The organism is Klebsiella sp. CN_Kp091, from assembly GCF_040065095.1.
GTDB classification, from domain to species: Bacteria; Pseudomonadota; Gammaproteobacteria; order Enterobacterales; family Enterobacteriaceae; genus Klebsiella; species Klebsiella aerogenes.
Genome location: NZ_JBEAIO010000004.1, coordinates 109816 through 126214, shown reverse-complemented (window position 1 = coordinate 126214; position 16399 = coordinate 109816). Strand labels below are relative to the sequence as shown.

Below are 16399 nucleotides of genomic sequence, written 5' to 3'. Positions count from 1 at the left end.
TGTTGCGGCCAGGGTTACGGATATTACGGCGCCGGATTCACCAGAATCTGGCCAATCGAGCCGCGGTCGGCAAGCTCCAGCGTCTGGCTCAGGTACTGGAACGGGAAGTGCGGCCAGGAAGGCTGGTTATAATACACCAGCAGTTCTACCTGCCCGTCGATCCATACGGTATCTTTCCAGCCACGGTCTTCCGGGAACGGCATCGTTCCATTAACGTTACGGATCTGGAACATCACGCCTTCAATATGGAACGACTGCGGGCGGTCGGCGCGCACGGTCCAGCGCTCCCACGTTCCCTGCTGGGCGGTGATATCAATACGCTGCGGATCCCACAGTTGGCCGTTGATGCCGGGGTCGTCGCCGAGCGTAATATCGCGGCTGCGCAGCGGCGTGCCGGAGAGCAGCTCGGTCGGCAGCAGCCGCACCGGCAGGCTATCGGTAACCAGCGGCAGCAGCCCGGTCGGACGCAGCGTCAACACCAGCGTGGAGATCAAAATGCTCGACGGCTCGAAGAAACCGCGGATACGGTCGACGATGCTCGCCGCTTCGCCGCAGGTAATCGACACTTCATCGCCGTTGGTCATATCCACCAGAATTTCTCGCCGCTCGCCGGGGGCCAGCGACAATTGCTTAAGTGAGACCGGCGCCGGCAGGAAGCCCTGATCGCCTGAGATAACGTGCAGCAGACGACCATCGCTCATCTGCAACTGATAGCGGCGCGAGTTAGAAGCGTTCAGCAGACGCAGTCGTACCCAGCCGCGTGAGACTTCGACATAGGGCCCCTGCGCGCCGTTGACCAACAGGGTATCGCCCACGAAACCACCGCTGCCCGGTTCGCTATATTCCGGAGTACCGAAGTTATCCAGCCGCTTATCCTGAATAATCACCGGGAAGTCATCAACGCCATAATGATTAGGAATTGGCAGATTCTTGCTGACTTCATCTTCCACCAGCCACATTCCCGCCAGGCCGTTGTAAACCTGTTTCGCCATCCGGTTCGGGGTATTCGCCTGATACCACAAAGTGGCCGCACTCTGGCGAATCGGCAATACCGGCGCCCAATCCGCATTCGGCGACATCATGCGCGCCGCGCCGCCAATCAGCGGGCCCGGCACCTGCAGGCCGCGAATCGTCATGGCGACATTTTCGGTCAGGCGGTTACTGTAGATAAGTTTGACGTCATCGCCATTCCAGACGCGAATGGTCGGCCCCAGGTAGCGGCCATTGATGCCCCATACCGGCGCGCGCGTGCCCTGGGTAAATGACCAATGAGAACGTTGCAGGGTCAGAAACAGCGGCTGACCGCGACGGGATTCCAGCAGAGGCGGAATGGGGAGCGCCGGCTGCTGGCCGGCGGCATGAGCCTTCAGCGGCGCGGCGCCCGCGCACAGCGCTACACCTGAAGCCTTAATAAACTGACGCCGACTGAGTGACATATTAACTCCATGAAATACTGACAATGCAAAAAGGGAATTCGTTTCCCGCCAGCAATACGCTCGCGTTCGCGGCGTTTCCTGTATTATTTCTTTCCAGCCGCTTCGCGCTCGGCCACTTCTTTATCCAGCTCGGCGATTTTTGCGGACATCAGCTCGCGGCAGTGTGTCGCCAGCGCGCGCACATTATCTTTACCGTACTGGCTGGTATCGACCGGCGGCAGCATCTCGACAATCACCAGACCGTTGTTCCAGCGATTGAGTTTAATTTTGTTCGATGTATTCGACACGCATACTGGAATAATCGGTACGCCAGCGGCGATGGCCGCGTGGAACGCGCCGGTTTTAAAGGGCAGCAGACCGCGGCCGCGGCTGCGGGTCCCTTCCGGGAACATCCAGAACGAAATTTTACGCTTTTTAAACGCATTCACTACTTCGGCGATAGTGCCGTGCGCTTTGGTTCGGTTATTACGGTCAATCAGCAGGTTGCCCGTCAGCCAGTAAAGCTGGCCAAAGAACGGGATCCACAGCAGGCTTTTTTTCCCTACGGTAACCGTCGGCGGCTGCACGATATTTGACGCTGTCACCATATCATAGTTGTTCTGGTGATTAGCGATGTAGATCGCATTGCCGTAGCTTTCCGCATCTGCGGGCTTACGCAGTTCGACTTTCAGGCCGAATACCGGGGACAGACGGCCAAACAGATGACCAAACGTCGCGACGTGCTTAGGGTTGCGCGGGCTGAACAAGCAGTAAAGACTGCCAAATATGCACACCACGATGCAATAAATGACAACAAAAATTAGTCGAAAAATAAATAACATAGCTTCCTCTGAAACCCAAACCGCTTAGCGTTATACCCGTTGAATCACAGGTTCAGGACACCGCTGCCCTCTCAACGCGGGGCGGAAAATTTCCGCCCCTGGAGGACATGTTAATCGCAATGCCTGAATAAACAACGATTTTGCGGCAAATTTTCGCATCCTCCAGCCGGGTGAAGGATGCGGGTCTTACTCTTCGCTGTCGCCAGCCGAGGCGCGGCGCGGGGAGTCGATCTCCACGCGGTCGATTTTCTGCAGGCCGCGCATCAGCGAACCGCGACGGCCGCGCTCGCCGGTGACTTTTTGCAGCTCTTCCGGCCGCAGTTTGATCTTACGCTTGCCGACATGAATGGTCAGCGTGCTCTGCGGCGGCAGGACAAACAGATGCGCCAGCCCATCCTGGCCGGAGGCGGCTTCCGCCGACGGAATGTTGATAATTTTATTGCCTTTGCCTTTCGACAGCTGCGGCAGATCGCTCACCGGGAACATCAGCATGCGCCCGGCGTTGGTGATCGCCAACAGCATATCGGCATCGTCTTCAATGACCAGCGGTGGCATGACATGCGCGTTCTCCGGCAGCGTAATCAGCGCCTTACCGGCGCGGTTGCGCGCCACCAGGTCGTTGAAGGTACAGACGAAACCGTAGCCGGCATCGGAAGCCATCAGCAGCTTCTGATCGTCTGCCTCCATCAGCATATGTTCTACGCTGGCGCCCGGCGGCAACGTCACTTTACCGGTGACCGGTTCGCCCTGGCCGCGGGCGGAAGGCAGCGTAATCGGGTCGATGGCGTAGCTGCGCCCGGTGGTATCAATGAATACCACCGGCTGGTTGCTCTTGCCTTTCACCGACGCTTTCCAGCTATCGCCGGCTTTGTAACTCAGCCCCTGCGCGTCGATATCGTGACCTTTGGCGCTACGCACCCAGCCCATCTGCGACAGAACGATAGTGACCGGCTCGGACGGCAGCATATCGTGCTCGCTCATCGCCTTCGCTTCTTCGCGTTCGCGCAGCGGCGAACGGCGGTCGTCGCCAAAGGTATCGGCATCGGCCTGCAGCTCTTTCTTCAGCAGGTTATTCATCTTGCGCTCGGAGGCCAGAATCGCCTGCAGCTGATCGCGCTCTTTTTCCAGCTCGCTCTGCTCGCCGCGGATCTTCATCTCTTCCAGTTTGGCGAGATGGCGCAGTTTTAATTCCAGAATCGCTTCCGCCTGGGTTTCGCTGATGCCGAAGCGGGCAATCAGCGCCGGCTTTGGTTCATCTTCGTGGCGGATTATCTCAATCACTTCATCAATGTTGAGGAACGCGACCAGCAAACCTTCGAGGATGTGCAGGCGCTTGAGGACTTTTTCCAGCCGGTAGTTCAGGCGGTTACGCACGGTATCACGACGGAAGGTCAACCACTCCGTCAGGATTTCGAGCAGATTCTTCACCGCCGGACGGTTGTCCAGGCCGATCATGTTGAGGTTGATGCGGTAGCTCTTTTCCAGATCGGTGGTGGCGAACAGGTGGTTCATCACCTGCTCCATATCTACGCGGTTGGAACGCGGCACGATCACCAGACGGGTCGGGTTTTCATGATCCGATTCATCACGCAGATCATCAACCATCGGCAGCTTTTTGTTACGCATCTGCGCGGCGATCTGCTCCAGCACGCGCGCGCCGGACACCTGATGCGGCAGCGCGCTAATCACCACCGCGCCGTCTTCTTTCGCCCACACGGCGCGCATCCGTACCGAACCGCGGCCGTTCTGGTAGATTTTGCGAATTTCCGCGCGCGGGGTAATGATTTCCGCTTCGGTCGGGTAGTCCGGCCCCTGCACGATATCCAGCAGTTCATCGAGGGTGGTTTTCGGTTTTTCCAGCAGCGTAATCGCCGCCTGCGCCACTTCACGCAGGTTGTGCGGCGGAATATCGGTCGCCATACCAACGGCGATGCCGGTGGTGCCGTTCAGCAGGATGTTCGGCAGACGCGCCGGCAGCATTTTCGGCTCCTGCAGCGTACCGTCAAAGTTCGGTACCCAATCGACGGTGCCCTGACCCAGTTCGCTGAGCAGCAATTCGGCGTATTTTGACAGGCGGGATTCGGTGTAACGCATCGCCGCGAAGGATTTCGGATCGTCCGGCGCCCCCCAGTTCCCCTGGCCGTCTACCAGCGGATAGCGGTAAGAGAACGGTTGCGCCATCAGCACCATCGCTTCATAGCAAGCGCTGTCGCCGTGCGGGTGATATTTACCCAGCACGTCGCCGACGGTGCGGGCGGATTTTTTGAACTTGGCGCTGGCGTTCAGGCCCAGCTCGGACATTGCATAGACAATGCGGCGCTGAACCGGCTTTAAGCCATCGCCAATAAACGGCAATGCCCTGTCCATGATGACGTACATGGAGTAGTTCAGGTAGGCATTTTCCGTGAATTCATGTAGCGCGAGGCGCTCTGCCATATCGCTCATTAATCGTGGATCCTCAATCTGGGACGCGGCCATTGCGGCGGCAAAACTACCCGCGATAATACCCGATCTCACGCCCTGAGTCACAGGAAGTGAGATCGGTTAAAGAGGATGAGGATATCAATCAGGCTAGCGGCAAATAAATATCGGTGCGGAGTTCATGCTCGCCAACTTCATGCACAAAATTGAGGTAGCGGAAGTACACCGGAAAATCCCTTAGCGTCTCCCCGGCGGCGGGTAGCCAGTCGCGATAGAGGAACCAGACGCTTTGCGCCAGCGTGTCCAGCGAACCGTGGTGGCGGGCCACGGCGCAACGGCCTGCCGGGATCTCGCCGTTAATCACGCCAAACGCGTTTTCGCTAATCGGCCGATCGACGGTACCGCAGATATCAAAACGAAATGCGTCGCCTGGCGTTGTTTGCGGATCGTCCCAGGCAATGCCCCAGGTTTCGCTGGTGGCGACTGGCGACAGCCCGCTCGTTTTACGCCATGCGATAAAACGCGCGGCGGTGGCGTTGACCAGGTCCGGGCTCCCGCGATGTTGTAGTATGGCGACCCTTGTAGCTGGAAATTGAATGATGTTTACGTCCATCGAAGTTTGCTCCTGTAGCGTATGTTTCGGTACGCGTCGATGCCACTCGGCCCAATCCGGTCGCTGACGGAACTGAGTCGGGCTTTGATCAAACGCGGTACGGAAGGCGCGACTGAACGACTCCGAATTTTGAAATCCGGCATCAAGGGCAATATCGATGATTTTATCGTGCGGGTTGAAGGCCAGGCGCCAACAGGCGCGCCGCAGGCGTAACCACTGAATATACCGGTACAGCGGAACGCCGGTATACGCGCTAAATTGCCGGTGAAAATGGTAAGGCGAGCTATACGCAATCGCGCTCAGCGCCTCCAGCGTTAGCGGCTCATCAAGATGATTCTCAATGTACAAACAGACTCGCTGAAAACGCCCGACGTACGCCGGGCTGGCCTTAATATCGTTCATCGTCTCCTCCACGCGACATACTCTGCCAGAGCGAGGATAGCGATTCCTGACCAATCTTGCGCACTATCCGGCACGTACCTTATGGCGTGATTTTACGGATCTGCTTCACGTCGATCTCTACCGAATTCCAGTCTTTATCGACTTCACCCTGAATTTCTACCGTATCCTGCGGGCCGACGGTCACGCCGTTCCAGCGCTTATGGTCGATATCGACGTTCACCACGCCGGAGGCATCCTGGAATTTATACAGATCATCAGAGATGCGCTCGACGATTTTACCGCGCAGGGTCACCCAGGTGTCATCACGCAGCGACTTGGCGTTCGCCACGGTGGTCACCGCGCCGCTCGGCCCGGTGAAGCCGCCGGCCTGCGTAGTAGCGGTAGTAGACGGTCCGGTGAATCCACCCTGCCCGGCGGCCAGTACCGGCATGGAAACCAAAGCAATAATCGCGGTCATCGCAGCAATTTTTTTCATCTTATATTCTCCCTTATGTGTTGGTATGGCTCCTATTACGCCTGACAAAACTTAACGACTTCTTAAGCGGAAAAAAGAAATTTTAATGCTGTACATCCCCTGCTTCAACGCGGTTTACTGCGCAAAGAAACGGGATCGTCGGAGGGAAACATGCGCATATTATTGGTGGAAGATGACAAACTGATCGGTGACGGCATCAAAGCCGGGCTGAGCAAAATGGGCTTCAGCATCGACTGGTTCACCGCAGGCCAGGAGGGCAAAAACGCCTTATATAGCGCCCCTTATGACGCCGCGATACTTGACCTTACTCTCCCCGGCATTGACGGTCTCGATATTCTGCGCGAATGGCGCGATAAAGGTCGTAATGAACCCGTGCTGATCCTCACCGCCCGCGACGCGCTGAGCCAGCGGGTCGAAGGGCTACAGCTTGGCGCCGATGACTATCTGTGTAAACCCTTCGCCCTGATTGAGGTAGCGGCGCGTCTCGAGGCGCTGATCCGCCGCGCTCACGGCCAGAGCAGCAGCGAGCTACGCCACGGTAAGGTGACCCTCGACCCGAACCGCTTAACCGCCAGCCTCGACGGCGAAAGCCTGGCGCTAAAGCCGAAGGAGTTCGCCCTGCTGGAATTGCTTATGCGCAACGCCGGGCGCGTGTTGCCGCGTAAGCTTATCGAGGAAAAACTCTATAACTGGGACGACGAGGTCTCCAGTAACGCCGTGGAAGTTCACGTCCACCATCTGCGGCGCAAACTCGGCAGCGGTTTTATCCGTACCGTGCACGGCATCGGCTATACCTTGGGTGACGCATGAAACGACTCGCCCGTTTAAGCCTGCGCCTGCGCCTGACGCTGCTGTTTGTCCTGCTAACCAGCGCCGCCTGGGGGATCGCCAGCGTTATCGCCTGGCAGCAGACCAGTGAAAAGCTGGATAAGCTGTTTGATACCCAACAACTGCTCTTCGCCCGCCGCCTGAGCGCCATGAATGTCGATGAGCTGCAGGCGCGACCGGCGCAGATCCGCGAAAAGAAAAAAGTTAAACACGGCCATCTTGATGATGACGCGCTGGCCTTCGCTATCTTCACCCGCGACGGGAAAATGGTGCTTAACGATGGTGAAAACGGCGAAGACATTCAATGGGGCTCGCAGCGCGAAGGCTTCAGCGATGGCTACCTGCGTGGCGATGACGACCAATGGCGCTTCTTGTGGCTGACCACCGCTGACGGCCGCCATCGTATCGCCGTCGGTCAGGAGTGGGATTATCGCCGGGAAATGGCGATGGATATCGTGACCTCGCAGCTCACGCCGTGGCTGGTCGCGCTACCGCTGATGTTCGTGTTGCTCATCGTACTATTAAGCCGCGAGCTGGCGCCGTTGAAGAAACTGGCTCGCACCCTGCGCCAGCGCGCGCCGGACTCGGCGGAACGTCTGTCGGACGACAAAATCCCTTCAGAAGTTCGCCCGCTGGTCGATGCCCTGAACCAACTGTTCAGCCGTACCCACGAAACCATGCTGCGCGAGCGCCGCTTTACCTCTGATGCCGCCCATGAGTTGCGCAGCCCGCTGGCGGCGCTGAAAGTGCAAACCGAAGTTGCCCAGCTTTCAATGGACGATCCCGAAGGTCGGGATAAAGCGTTGGCGCAATTACATCAGGGCATCGACCGCGCTACCCGACTGGTCGATCAATTACTTACGCTGTCGCGGTTGGATTCCCTGGCGCAACTGGATGACGTGCAGCCGGTCGCCATCGACGACCTGCTACAGTCGGCGGTGATGGAGATGTATCACCACGCGCAGCAGTCCGCCATTGAGCTACGCCTGCATCTGAATGCCAGCAATATCGTCCGCACCGGCCAGCCGCTGCTGCTCAGCCTGCTGGTACGCAATCTGCTGGATAATGCCATACGCTACAGCCCGCGCGGTAGCCGGGTGGATATCACCCTTTCCGCCCGCGAATTCCGGGTCCGCGACAATGGTCCAGGCATTAGCCCGCAAGCGCTGGCGCGCATTGGCGAGCGTTTTTATCGCCCGCCGGGCCAGGATGCCCCCGGCAGCGGATTAGGCTTATCGATCGTTCGCCGCATCGCCGCACTGCACGGCATGCGGGTTGATTTTGCTAACGCGCGCGGCGGCGGCTTCGAGGCGCGCGTTTACTGGTAGCCGCATTATTGCCAAAAATGCAAAAGACTTTGCACATTTTGCTCATTTTACTGCCCCGCTTCGCGGGGTAAAATTGCCGACAAATTTAATAGATTGAGGGCAAAAAATGAGCAATATCCTGATTATCAACGGGGCGAAAAAATTCGCTCACTCTAATGGCCAATTAAACGACACCCTGACCGAGGTCGCGGATGGTTATCTGCGCGACGTCGGGCATGATGTTAAAATCGTCCGCGCGGAAAGGGAGTACGATGTAAAAGAAGAAGTGCAGAATTTCCTGTGGGCCGATGTGGTTATCTGGCAGATGCCGGGCTGGTGGATGGGCGCGCCGTGGACCGTGAAAAAGTACATGGATGACGTCTTCACCGAAGGCCATGGTTCTCTGTACGCCAGCGATGGCCGTACCCGCTCCGATGACAGCAAAAAATATGGCTCCGGCGGATTGATTCAAGGCAAACAGTACATGCTGTCGCTGACCTGGAATGCGCCGATGGAAGCCTTCACCGATAAAGATCAATTCTTCCACGGCGTCGGCGTTGATGGCGTTTACCTGCCGTTCCACAAAGCCAATCAGTTCCTTGGCATGAGCGCGATGCCGACTTTTATCGCCAACGACGTGATTAAAATGCCTGACGTTCCCCACGTCATCGCAGAATATCGCAAGCATCTGGCCGAGATTTTTGGTTAACTAGATGTCTACACTCGCTGTTATTCAAGTCACTAACCTTGAAGTATGGCGAGTTTACACACAGAAGGAGTTGAGTTAACCATGTTAACAGTGATTGCCGAAATTCGTACTCGTCCGGGCCAACACCACCGTCAGGCGGTACTGGATCAGTTCGCTAAAATTGTCCCAGTGGTACTGCAGGAAGAAGGCTGCCACGGCTACGCGCCGCTGGTTGACCACGCCGCCGGCGTGAGTTTCCAGACTTCCGCCCCGGATTCGATCGTCATGGTCGAGCAGTGGGAAAGCGTCGCGCATCTTGAAGCGCATCTGCAAACGCCGCACATGAAGGCTTACGCTGAAGCGGTCAAAGGCGACGTGCTGGAAACCAGCATCCGCATTCTGCAGGCTGGCGTATAAGCCCGGCAGAAGTAAAAAAGGGAGCCTCAGGCTCCCTTTTTCGCATCTGGCGGCTGACGTCGGCTTAGGCTTCGAGATCCGCCATATCGCCTTTTTCCTGCAGCCAATTGCGACGGTCTTCAGAACGCTTCTTGGCCAACAGCATATCCATCACCGCGGTCGTTTGCTGCTCGTCTTCATCGGTGATGATGAGCTGCACCAGGCGGCGGGTGTTCGGGTCGAGCGTGGTTTCACGTAGCTGCATCGGGTTCATCTCGCCCAGCCCTTTAAAGCGCTGTACGTTCGGCTTACCCTTCTTACGCTTCAACTGCTCCAGCACGCCGGCTTTTTCTTCTTCCGTCAGCGCGTAGTAAACCTCTTTACCCAGGTCGATACGATACAACGGCGGCAGCGCGACGTACACGTGACCCTCTTTCACCAGGGTACGGAAATGCTTCACGAACAGCGCGCACAGCAGGGTAGCGATGTGCAGACCATCCGAGTCGGCATCGGCGAGAATACAGATTTTACCGTAACGCAGCTGGCTTAAATCATCGCTATCCGGGTCGATACCAATCGCCACCGAAATGTCGTGCACCTCTTGCGAAGCGAGCACTTCATCGGAAGAGACTTCCCAGGTATTCAGGATCTTGCCTTTCAGCGGCATGATCGCCTGATATTCACGGTCGCGCGCCTGTTTCGCCGAACCGCCCGCAGAATCCCCTTCGACAAGAAACAGTTCGGTGCGGTTCAGGTCCTGCGCGGTGCAGTCCGCCAGCTTACCCGGCAGCGCCGGGCCGCTGGTGAGCTTTTTGCGCACCACTTTCTTGGCGGCGCGCAGGCGACGCTGAGCGCTGGAAATGGCCATTTCCGCCAGCAGCTCCGCAGCCTGTACGTTCTGATTCAGCCACAGGCTGAAGGCGTCTTTAACCACCCCGGAGACGAATGCCGCGCACTGACGCGACGACAGACGTTCTTTAGTCTGCCCGGCGAACTGCGGATCCTGCATTTTCACCGACAGTACGTACGCGCAGCGATCCCAGATATCTTCCGCCGACAGCTTCACGCCGCGCGGCAGAATATTGCGGTATTCGCAAAACTCGCGCATCGCGTCGAGCAACCCCTGACGCAGACCGTTAACGTGCGTACCGCCCTGCATGGTCGGGATCAGGTTTACGTAGCTTTCAGTCAGCAGTTCGCCGCCTTCCGGCAGCCACAGCAGCGCCCAATCCACCGCTTCCGTTTCGCCGGAGAAGTTACCGACAAACGGTTTTTCCGGCAGCAGCGGCAGGCCATTGACCGCCTCGCACAGATAATCATTAAGGCCGTCCGCATAGCACCAGCGCTGTTCGCTGTTGTTCACCTGGTCGCGGAAAACAATTTCCACGCCCGGGCACAGCACCGCTTTCGCTTTTAACAGGTGAGTTAGCCGCGAGACGGAGAAACGCGGGCTATCGAAGAAGCTTTCATCTGGCCAGAAATGGACGCTGGTCCCGGTGTTGCGTTTACCGCAGGTGCCGGTGACGCGCAGGTCTTCAACTTTTTCCCCGTTCTCAAAGGCGATGCTGTAGACCTGGCCATCGCGGCGCACGTTGACTTCCACGCGTTTAGACAAGGCGTTGACGACAGAAATCCCCACCCCATGCAGGCCACCGGAGAACTGGTAGTTCTTGTTGGAAAACTTCCCGCCCGCGTGCAGCCGACAAAGGATCAGCTCAACCGCCGGAACCCCTTCTTCCGGGTGGATATCAACCGGCATCCCGCGCCCATCGTCGATAACTTCCAACGATTGATCGGCATGAAGGATGACCTCCACGCGTTTGGCGTGACCAGCCAGTGCTTCATCCACACTGTTATCAATAACTTCCTGACCAAGATGGTTAGGACGGGTTGTGTCGGTGTACATTCCCGGGCGGCGGCGAACCGGCTCAAGCCCGGTGAGTACCTCAATGGCATCAGCGTTATATGAAGATTGCGTCATGGTGTGTATTCGTAGGTCGTTCTGAACCGCTTAGCGCAGGCCCAGAAAATCGATAATCTGGGTGAAATGATCTTCAAAGCCAACAAATGCGTGATTACCGCCCTCCTCGACCGTTTGACGGCAGGAGGCGAAGTAGTCAACAGCCTGGCGGTAATCAAGCACTTCATCGCCCGTTTGCTGCAATAACCAGATAAGGTCAGGCGCTTCCAGCGGGTCGATATGCATGACTTTAAGATCGTAAATATGGCGAGACTCTAGCACATATTGCTGCCCGGTGTACGGATTCTCATTGGGGCCAAGAAAATTGTTCAGCAGTTCAAATGGCCGCACCGCCGGGTTAATCACCACCGCCGGCAGCATAAAACATTGCGACAGCCAGGTAGCGTAGTAGCCGCCCAATGACGACCCCACCACGCCTAACGGCTCGCCGCCGTGCTCCAGCACGATAGCTTCCAGCATCTCTGCCGCCTGCGCCGGGAAAGCAGGCAGTTCCGGCACCACCATGTTAATTTCCGGGTGCTGCTGCGTCAGCCACGTTTTCAGCGCCGTCGCTTTTGCCGAGCGCGGCGAGCTGTTAAATCCGTGCAGATAAAGAAGAGTAGACATCAGTATCCTTCTGAAGCGATATCCGGGTGAAACTCGGCGCCGCTGAGACGACAGACTTCAGTCGTCAACGCGCCATCGGGATGCAGCTCAAGCCAGCGCCAGCCAGGAGAGACGGTATCGAGGGTGAAATTAGCGCAGTGCGGCTTAAACTGTACGCAGGTCGATGGCGTCGCCATCATCCGCCGCCCGTTCCAGTCGAGATCCAGCTCCTGGTGAATATGGCCGCACAGCAGGTGCTTAACCCGCGGATAGTTGCTCAGGATGTGATCTAACGCGCCGGCGTTGCGCAGGCTATGCTGATCGAGCCAGCTACAGCCCGCCGGCAGCGGATGATGATGCAGTAACAGCAGCGTGTAGCGCTCTGGTTCCGCATTCAATTGATGCTCAAGCCACTCCAGTTGGAAATCGCTCAGCTCGCCGTGAGGCACGCCAAAGACCTGGCTGTCCAGCAGCAGGATTTGCCAATGGTCGCCCAACAGGACGCGTTTTGCGGGGGAGATGCCGGCATCGTGCAGCGTGCTGTACATCGCCGGCTGGAAATCATGGTTTCCCGGCAGCCAGACGCAGGGTGCGGCAAAGCTCGCGATGCCTTCAGCGAAATGCTGATAGGCCGCGGCAGAGTGGTCTTGCGCCAGATCGCCTGTTGCTACAATCAGGTCGCATTCACGCTGTGAGGCATGTATCGCATCCAATACAGCCTGATAACTTTCCCAGGTATTGATACCCAACAGCGTTTCATGTTTTTCAGCAAACAGGTGAGTATCAGTAATTTGTAATATCCTGACTCTGGCCTCACCAGCCAGAGGTAGGTTTAACAGGCTTTCCAAATGGTGTCCTTAGGTTTCACGACGCTAACAAACCGGAATCGCCATCGCTCCATGTGCTAAACAGTAACGCAGCCAGTCGGCCAGAAACTGATTAATTTGATGCTTTTCGTCGCGTTGATGCAACTTTTTATTAGGATAATCATATCTCGCTTTGAAGCGAAAAATCTGCTGACTTGAACACACTTCAGCCACCATGGCGTCGTGGTACAGGCGCACCGTCATTGACGGCAGGCTCCAGTAGCTCACCGCAGGCATAGTCTGTTCTATTGTCACCAATGTAGTGTAGCGGGTCGATTCGACCACCGTTAATCGGTATTGCGCCGCACCCACCTGATAGTTCGCCATATCGCCGACCGCCTCAGTGCGAGGCAACAGGCGGCGCAGCTGGGCGAAATTGGTTTCGCACAGGCGCATCATTTCCGGGAAGTCAGGTGTATAACGCTTCATATTATTTCCACTCGTTTCGTAAGCTATGATAATGCAGCTGCAGCCATTGCAGGGCGATGACAGAAGCCGCGTTGTCGATTTTCCCCTCTTCTACCCACTGGTAAGCCTGTTCCCGGCTCACCACATGCACCCGAATATCCTCGTTTTCTTCGGCCAGGCCGTGAATGCCTTTTGCCGTCGATGCATCAACTTCGCCCACCAGGATCGATAACCGTTCGCTGGTGCCGCCTGGGCTTGCCAGATAGCTTAATATTGGTTTGGTACGCCCAACTTCAAGCCCGGCCTCTTCCAGCGCTTCGCGGCGGGCGACATCCTCTACCGTTTCGCCTTCTTCTATCATCCCGGCGACCATTTCCAGCAGCCACGGGCTCTCGCTGGTATCATAGGCGGCAATGCGGATCTGCTCGACCAGCACAACTTCATCGCGTACCGGGTCAAAGGGTAGCAAGACCGCGGCGTGCCCGCGCTCAAAAATTTCGCGGGTCACCTCGCCGCTCATCCCGCCGTTAAACAGGCGATGGCGAAAACGATACAAATCGAGTGAAAAAAAACCGCGATAAAGCGTTTCGCGTGCAATAATTTCTACATCGTTTTTAGAGAAGGTAATTCCCTGCTGATTGGGTTTGCTCATTGTCTGTGTCCTGCTCATCCGAAAGTAGGGATTTATAGGCCGTTTGGCTACCGTTTTACAGCCTGTATGTTAGATTGGTGCAAATTACCGCCCTATGGCACGTAACGCCAACTTTTTACGGCGACAGAGTCGATACAATCAGCGATTATTTTTAGAATTTGAGTAGCGCTAAATGCTTCACAACAAGGAATGCAAATGAAGAAACTTTTTCCCATCCTTATCGGCCTGGGCCTGACTGGCTTCAGCGCCATGAGCCAGGCAGAGAACCTGTTGCAGGTTTATCAGCAGGCGCGTATTAGCAACCCTGATCTGCGTAAATCGGCAGCCGATCGCGATGCTGCATTCGAAAAAATCAACGAAGCGCGTAGCCCATTACTGCCGCAACTCGGTCTGGGCGCGGATTATACCTATACCAATGGATTCCGTGACAGTAACGGTCTTAATTCCAATGTCACCAGTGGTTCACTGCAGTTAACGCAAACCCTGTTCGATATGTCGAAATGGCGCGCGCTGACCCTGCAGGAAAAAGCGGCGGGCATTCAGGATGTCACCTATCAGACTGACCAGCAAACGCTGATTCTGAATACCGCGACGGCTTACTTTAAAGTTCTGGCCGCTATCGATACGCTCTCCTATACCGAAGCCCAGAAACAGGCCATCTACCGCCAGTTGGATCAAACCACCCAGCGTTTTAACGTGGGCCTGGTTGCCATCACCGACGTGCAGAACGCCCGCTCGCAATACGACGCCGTGCTGGCAAATGAAGTGACCGCGCGTAACGACCTCGACAACGCCGTTGAAGAGCTGCGTCAGGTCACCGGCAACTACTATCCGGAGCTGGCGTCGCTGAACGTTAACGGTTTCAAAACCAACAAACCGCAGGCGGTGAACGCGCTGCTGAAGGAAGCGGAAAACCGCAACCTGTCGCTGCTGCAGGCGCGTTTGAACCAGGATCTGGCGCGTGAGCAGATTCGCCAGGCGCAGGATGGTCATTTGCCAACACTTAGTCTATCCGCTTCAAGTTCGGTATCGAATACCAGTTATAGTGGTTCAAAAACTCATGCTAATTCTCAGACTAGCATTCAACAGTATAAAGATAACGATGCCGGCCAGAACCAAATCGGCCTGAACTTCACCCTGCCGCTGTATCAGGGCGGGATGGTTAACTCACAGGTGAAACAGGCGCAGTACAACTTCGTCGGCGCCAGCGAGCAGCTGGAAAGCGCGCACCGCAGCGTGGTGCAGACCGTGCGTTCGTCGTTTAACAACGTGAACGCCTCCATCAGCAGCATCAACGCCTACAAACAGGCGGTGGTCTCTGCGCAGAGCTCCCTGGATGCGATGGAAGCGGGTTATTCGGTGGGTACGCGTACCATCGTTGATGTGTTGGATGCAACCACCACGCTGTACAACGCCAAGCAGCAGCTCTCCAACGCCCGTTATAACTACCTGATCAACGAGCTGAACATTAAGTCTGCTCTTGGTACGCTGAACGAGCAGGATCTGATTGCGCTGAACAACACGCTGGGTAAAGCGATTCCGACTTCACCAGACAGCGTCGCGCCGGAAAACCCGCAGCAGGACGCCGCTGCTGACGGTTATGCGAACACCGCCTCCGCACAGCCGGCTGCCGCCCGTACGACGAAGACCAGCGGTTCCAATCCGTTTAGTCACTAATCGTTGAACGTGATTACGCCTCGTCTGGCCTTCGGCTCAGGCGGGGCGTAAAACGTAAGACAACGTAAAGACCCCCGCTTTTCCCCTCTTTCGCTTCATTTTCCACCACTCATACTCTATCCTGAGCGTTGACAAACGCACTACCACTGGGTCCTGGAAGACAAATATGAAACGGACAAAAAATATTAATCATGCGTCGTTCCGCAAAAGCTGGAGCGCTCGCCACCTGACGCCGGTCGCCCTTGCCGTCACCGCCGTCTTTATGCTCGCCGGTTGCGAAAAAACTGACGAGACGGTTTCTCTGTATCAGAACGCCGATGACTGCTCCGCGGCTAACCCAAGCAAAGCCGCAGAGTGCACCACCGCCTACAATAACGCGGTGAAAGAAGCCGCGCGCACCGCGCCGAAATACGCCAGCCGTGAAGACTGTGTCGCCGAGTTCGGCGAAGGCCAATGCCAGCAGGCGCCGGCTCAGGCGGGCGTCGCCCCGGAAAACCAGGCGCAGGCGCAAAGCAGCGGCAGCTTCTGGATGCCGCTGATGGCCGGTTACATGATGGGCCGCCTGATGGGCGGTGGCATGGCCGCGCAGCAGCCGCTGTTTAGTTCGAAAAACCCGGCCAGCCCGGCCTACGGCCAGTACACCGATGCCAGCGGTAAGAGTTACGGCGCGGCGCAACCGGGTCGTACCATGAACGTGCCGAAAACCGCGATGGCGCCGAAGCCGGCCACCACGACGACCGTCACCCGCGGCGGTTTTGGCGAATCCGTTGCTAAGCAATCGACGATGCAGCGTAGCGCCGCGGGCTCCAGCTCCTCTTCACGCTCGATGGGCGGTTAAGCGGC

The 16399-nt window shown here is 56.9% G+C and carries 16 protein-coding genes; 6 read left to right on the top strand and 10 right to left on the bottom strand.

The window, feature by feature from the left end; all coding sequences use genetic code 11:
* Positions 1-23: 23 nt before the first annotated feature.
* From ftsP to ABLV17_RS03900, 5 genes are all read right to left on the bottom strand, one after another.
* Entirely contained in the window at positions 24-1436 is a 1413-nt protein-coding gene (ftsP, locus tag ABLV17_RS03920) for a cell division protein FtsP (protein WP_087859816.1), read from the bottom strand.
* Between the two features lie 83 nt (positions 1437-1519).
* Complete coding sequence (gene plsC, locus ABLV17_RS03915; RefSeq protein ID WP_087859817.1) at positions 1520-2257, bottom strand: 1-acylglycerol-3-phosphate O-acyltransferase; 738 nt, start codon at positions 2255-2257, stop codon at positions 1520-1522.
* Positions 2258-2443: 186 nt separating this feature from the next.
* Positions 2444-4702: a DNA topoisomerase IV subunit A gene (gene parC, locus ABLV17_RS03910; RefSeq protein WP_113373071.1), complete on the bottom strand. Its 2259-nt coding sequence runs from the start codon at positions 4700-4702 to the stop codon at positions 2444-2446.
* A gap of 121 nt (positions 4703-4823) precedes the next feature.
* Positions 4824-5693, bottom strand: a complete 870-nt coding sequence (locus tag ABLV17_RS03905) for an AraC family transcriptional regulator (protein WP_113373072.1) — start codon at positions 5691-5693, stop codon at positions 4824-4826.
* A 79-nt stretch (positions 5694-5772) separates the two neighbouring features.
* Positions 5773-6168 (bottom strand): YgiW/YdeI family stress tolerance OB fold protein, encoded by a 396-nt coding sequence (locus ABLV17_RS03900; RefSeq protein ID WP_047065630.1) that lies wholly within the window; start codon positions 6166-6168, stop codon positions 5773-5775.
* A 150-nt stretch (positions 6169-6318) separates the two neighbouring features.
* Between ABLV17_RS03900 and qseB the strand changes: the two genes are divergently transcribed.
* The 4 genes from qseB (at position 6319) to ABLV17_RS03880 (ending at position 9408) form a co-directional block, all read left to right on the top strand.
* On the top strand, positions 6319-6978 hold the full coding sequence (gene qseB / locus ABLV17_RS03895; RefSeq protein ID WP_015369657.1) for a quorum sensing response regulator transcription factor QseB: 660 nt from the start codon (positions 6319-6321) through the stop codon (positions 6976-6978).
* A complete protein-coding gene (gene qseC, locus ABLV17_RS03890) occupies positions 6975-8324 on the top strand; it encodes a quorum sensing histidine kinase QseC (RefSeq protein ID WP_308957738.1) in 1350 nt (449 codons plus the stop codon). The genes qseB and qseC overlap by 4 nt, the downstream gene beginning before the upstream one ends.
* Positions 8325-8430: 106 nt before the next feature.
* Positions 8431-9012, top strand: a complete 582-nt coding sequence (locus ABLV17_RS03885; RefSeq protein ID WP_308957739.1) for an NAD(P)H-dependent oxidoreductase — start codon at positions 8431-8433, stop codon at positions 9010-9012.
* Between the two features lie 81 nt (positions 9013-9093).
* On the top strand, positions 9094-9408 hold the full coding sequence (locus ABLV17_RS03880; protein WP_015369654.1) for a putative quinol monooxygenase: 315 nt from the start codon (positions 9094-9096) through the stop codon (positions 9406-9408).
* Between the two features lie 64 nt (positions 9409-9472).
* On the opposite strand, the gene parE is transcribed toward ABLV17_RS03880, so the two are convergent.
* The 5 genes from parE to nudF are packed head-to-tail and all read right to left on the bottom strand — an operon-like array spanning position 9473 to position 13879.
* Positions 9473-11368 (bottom strand): DNA topoisomerase IV subunit B, encoded by a 1896-nt coding sequence (parE, locus tag ABLV17_RS03875; RefSeq protein WP_015369653.1) that lies wholly within the window; start codon positions 11366-11368, stop codon positions 9473-9475.
* Between the two features lie 30 nt (positions 11369-11398).
* A complete protein-coding gene (gene yqiA / locus ABLV17_RS03870; protein ID WP_087859821.1) occupies positions 11399-11974 on the bottom strand; it encodes an esterase YqiA in 576 nt (191 codons plus the stop codon).
* Entirely contained in the window at positions 11974-12801 is an 828-nt protein-coding gene (gene cpdA, locus ABLV17_RS03865) for a 3',5'-cyclic-AMP phosphodiesterase (RefSeq protein ID WP_087859822.1), read from the bottom strand. Before cpdA ends, yqiA begins: the two co-directional genes overlap by 1 nt.
* A 24-nt stretch (positions 12802-12825) precedes the next feature.
* Positions 12826-13248: a DUF1249 family protein gene (locus tag ABLV17_RS03860; RefSeq protein WP_015703512.1), complete on the bottom strand. Its 423-nt coding sequence runs from the start codon at positions 13246-13248 to the stop codon at positions 12826-12828.
* A 1-nt stretch (position 13249) separates the two neighbouring features.
* Positions 13250-13879, bottom strand: coding sequence for an ADP-ribose diphosphatase (gene nudF, locus ABLV17_RS03855; protein WP_015369649.1), 630 nt, complete (start codon positions 13877-13879; stop codon positions 13250-13252).
* A 195-nt stretch (positions 13880-14074) separates the two neighbouring features.
* On the opposite strand from nudF, the gene tolC reads away from it, so the two are divergent.
* Both tolC and ABLV17_RS03845 read left to right on the top strand, forming a co-directional pair.
* On the top strand, positions 14075-15556 hold the full coding sequence (gene tolC / locus ABLV17_RS03850) for an outer membrane channel protein TolC (protein ID WP_213793603.1): 1482 nt from the start codon (positions 14075-14077) through the stop codon (positions 15554-15556).
* Positions 15557-15722: 166 nt separating this feature from the next.
* Complete coding sequence (locus tag ABLV17_RS03845) at positions 15723-16394, top strand: DUF1190 family protein (protein WP_015369647.1); 672 nt, start codon at positions 15723-15725, stop codon at positions 16392-16394.
* Positions 16395-16399 lie beyond the last annotated feature (5 nt).

Coding starts and splice junctions, on each gene's coding strand:
- ftsP (WP_087859816.1), bottom strand. CDS start 1,436: ATGTCACTCAGTCGGCGTCAGTTTATTAAGGCTTCAGGTGTAGCGCTG.
- plsC (WP_087859817.1), bottom strand. CDS start 2,257: ATGTTATTTATTTTTCGACTAATTTTTGTTGTCATTTATTGCATCGTG.
- parC (WP_113373071.1), bottom strand. CDS start 4,702: ATGAGCGATATGGCAGAGCGCCTCGCGCTACATGAATTCACGGAAAAT.
- ABLV17_RS03905 (WP_113373072.1), bottom strand. CDS start 5,693: ATGAACGATATTAAGGCCAGCCCGGCGTACGTCGGGCGTTTTCAGCGA.
- ABLV17_RS03900 (WP_047065630.1), bottom strand. CDS start 6,168: ATGAAAAAAATTGCTGCGATGACCGCGATTATTGCTTTGGTTTCCATG.
- qseB (WP_015369657.1), top strand. CDS start 6,319: ATGCGCATATTATTGGTGGAAGATGACAAACTGATCGGTGACGGCATC.
- qseC (WP_308957738.1), top strand. CDS start 6,975: ATGAAACGACTCGCCCGTTTAAGCCTGCGCCTGCGCCTGACGCTGCTG.
- ABLV17_RS03885 (WP_308957739.1), top strand. CDS start 8,431: ATGAGCAATATCCTGATTATCAACGGGGCGAAAAAATTCGCTCACTCT.
- ABLV17_RS03880 (WP_015369654.1), top strand. CDS start 9,094: ATGTTAACAGTGATTGCCGAAATTCGTACTCGTCCGGGCCAACACCAC.
- parE (WP_015369653.1), bottom strand. CDS start 11,368: ATGACGCAATCTTCATATAACGCTGATGCCATTGAGGTACTCACCGGG.
- yqiA (WP_087859821.1), bottom strand. CDS start 11,974: ATGTCTACTCTTCTTTATCTGCACGGATTTAACAGCTCGCCGCGCTCG.
- ABLV17_RS03860 (WP_015703512.1), bottom strand. CDS start 13,248: ATGAAGCGTTATACACCTGACTTCCCGGAAATGATGCGCCTGTGCGAA.
- nudF (WP_015369649.1), bottom strand. CDS start 13,879: ATGAGCAAACCCAATCAGCAGGGAATTACCTTCTCTAAAAACGATGTA.
- tolC (WP_213793603.1), top strand. CDS start 14,075: ATGAAGAAACTTTTTCCCATCCTTATCGGCCTGGGCCTGACTGGCTTC.
- ABLV17_RS03845 (WP_015369647.1), top strand. CDS start 15,723: ATGAAACGGACAAAAAATATTAATCATGCGTCGTTCCGCAAAAGCTGG.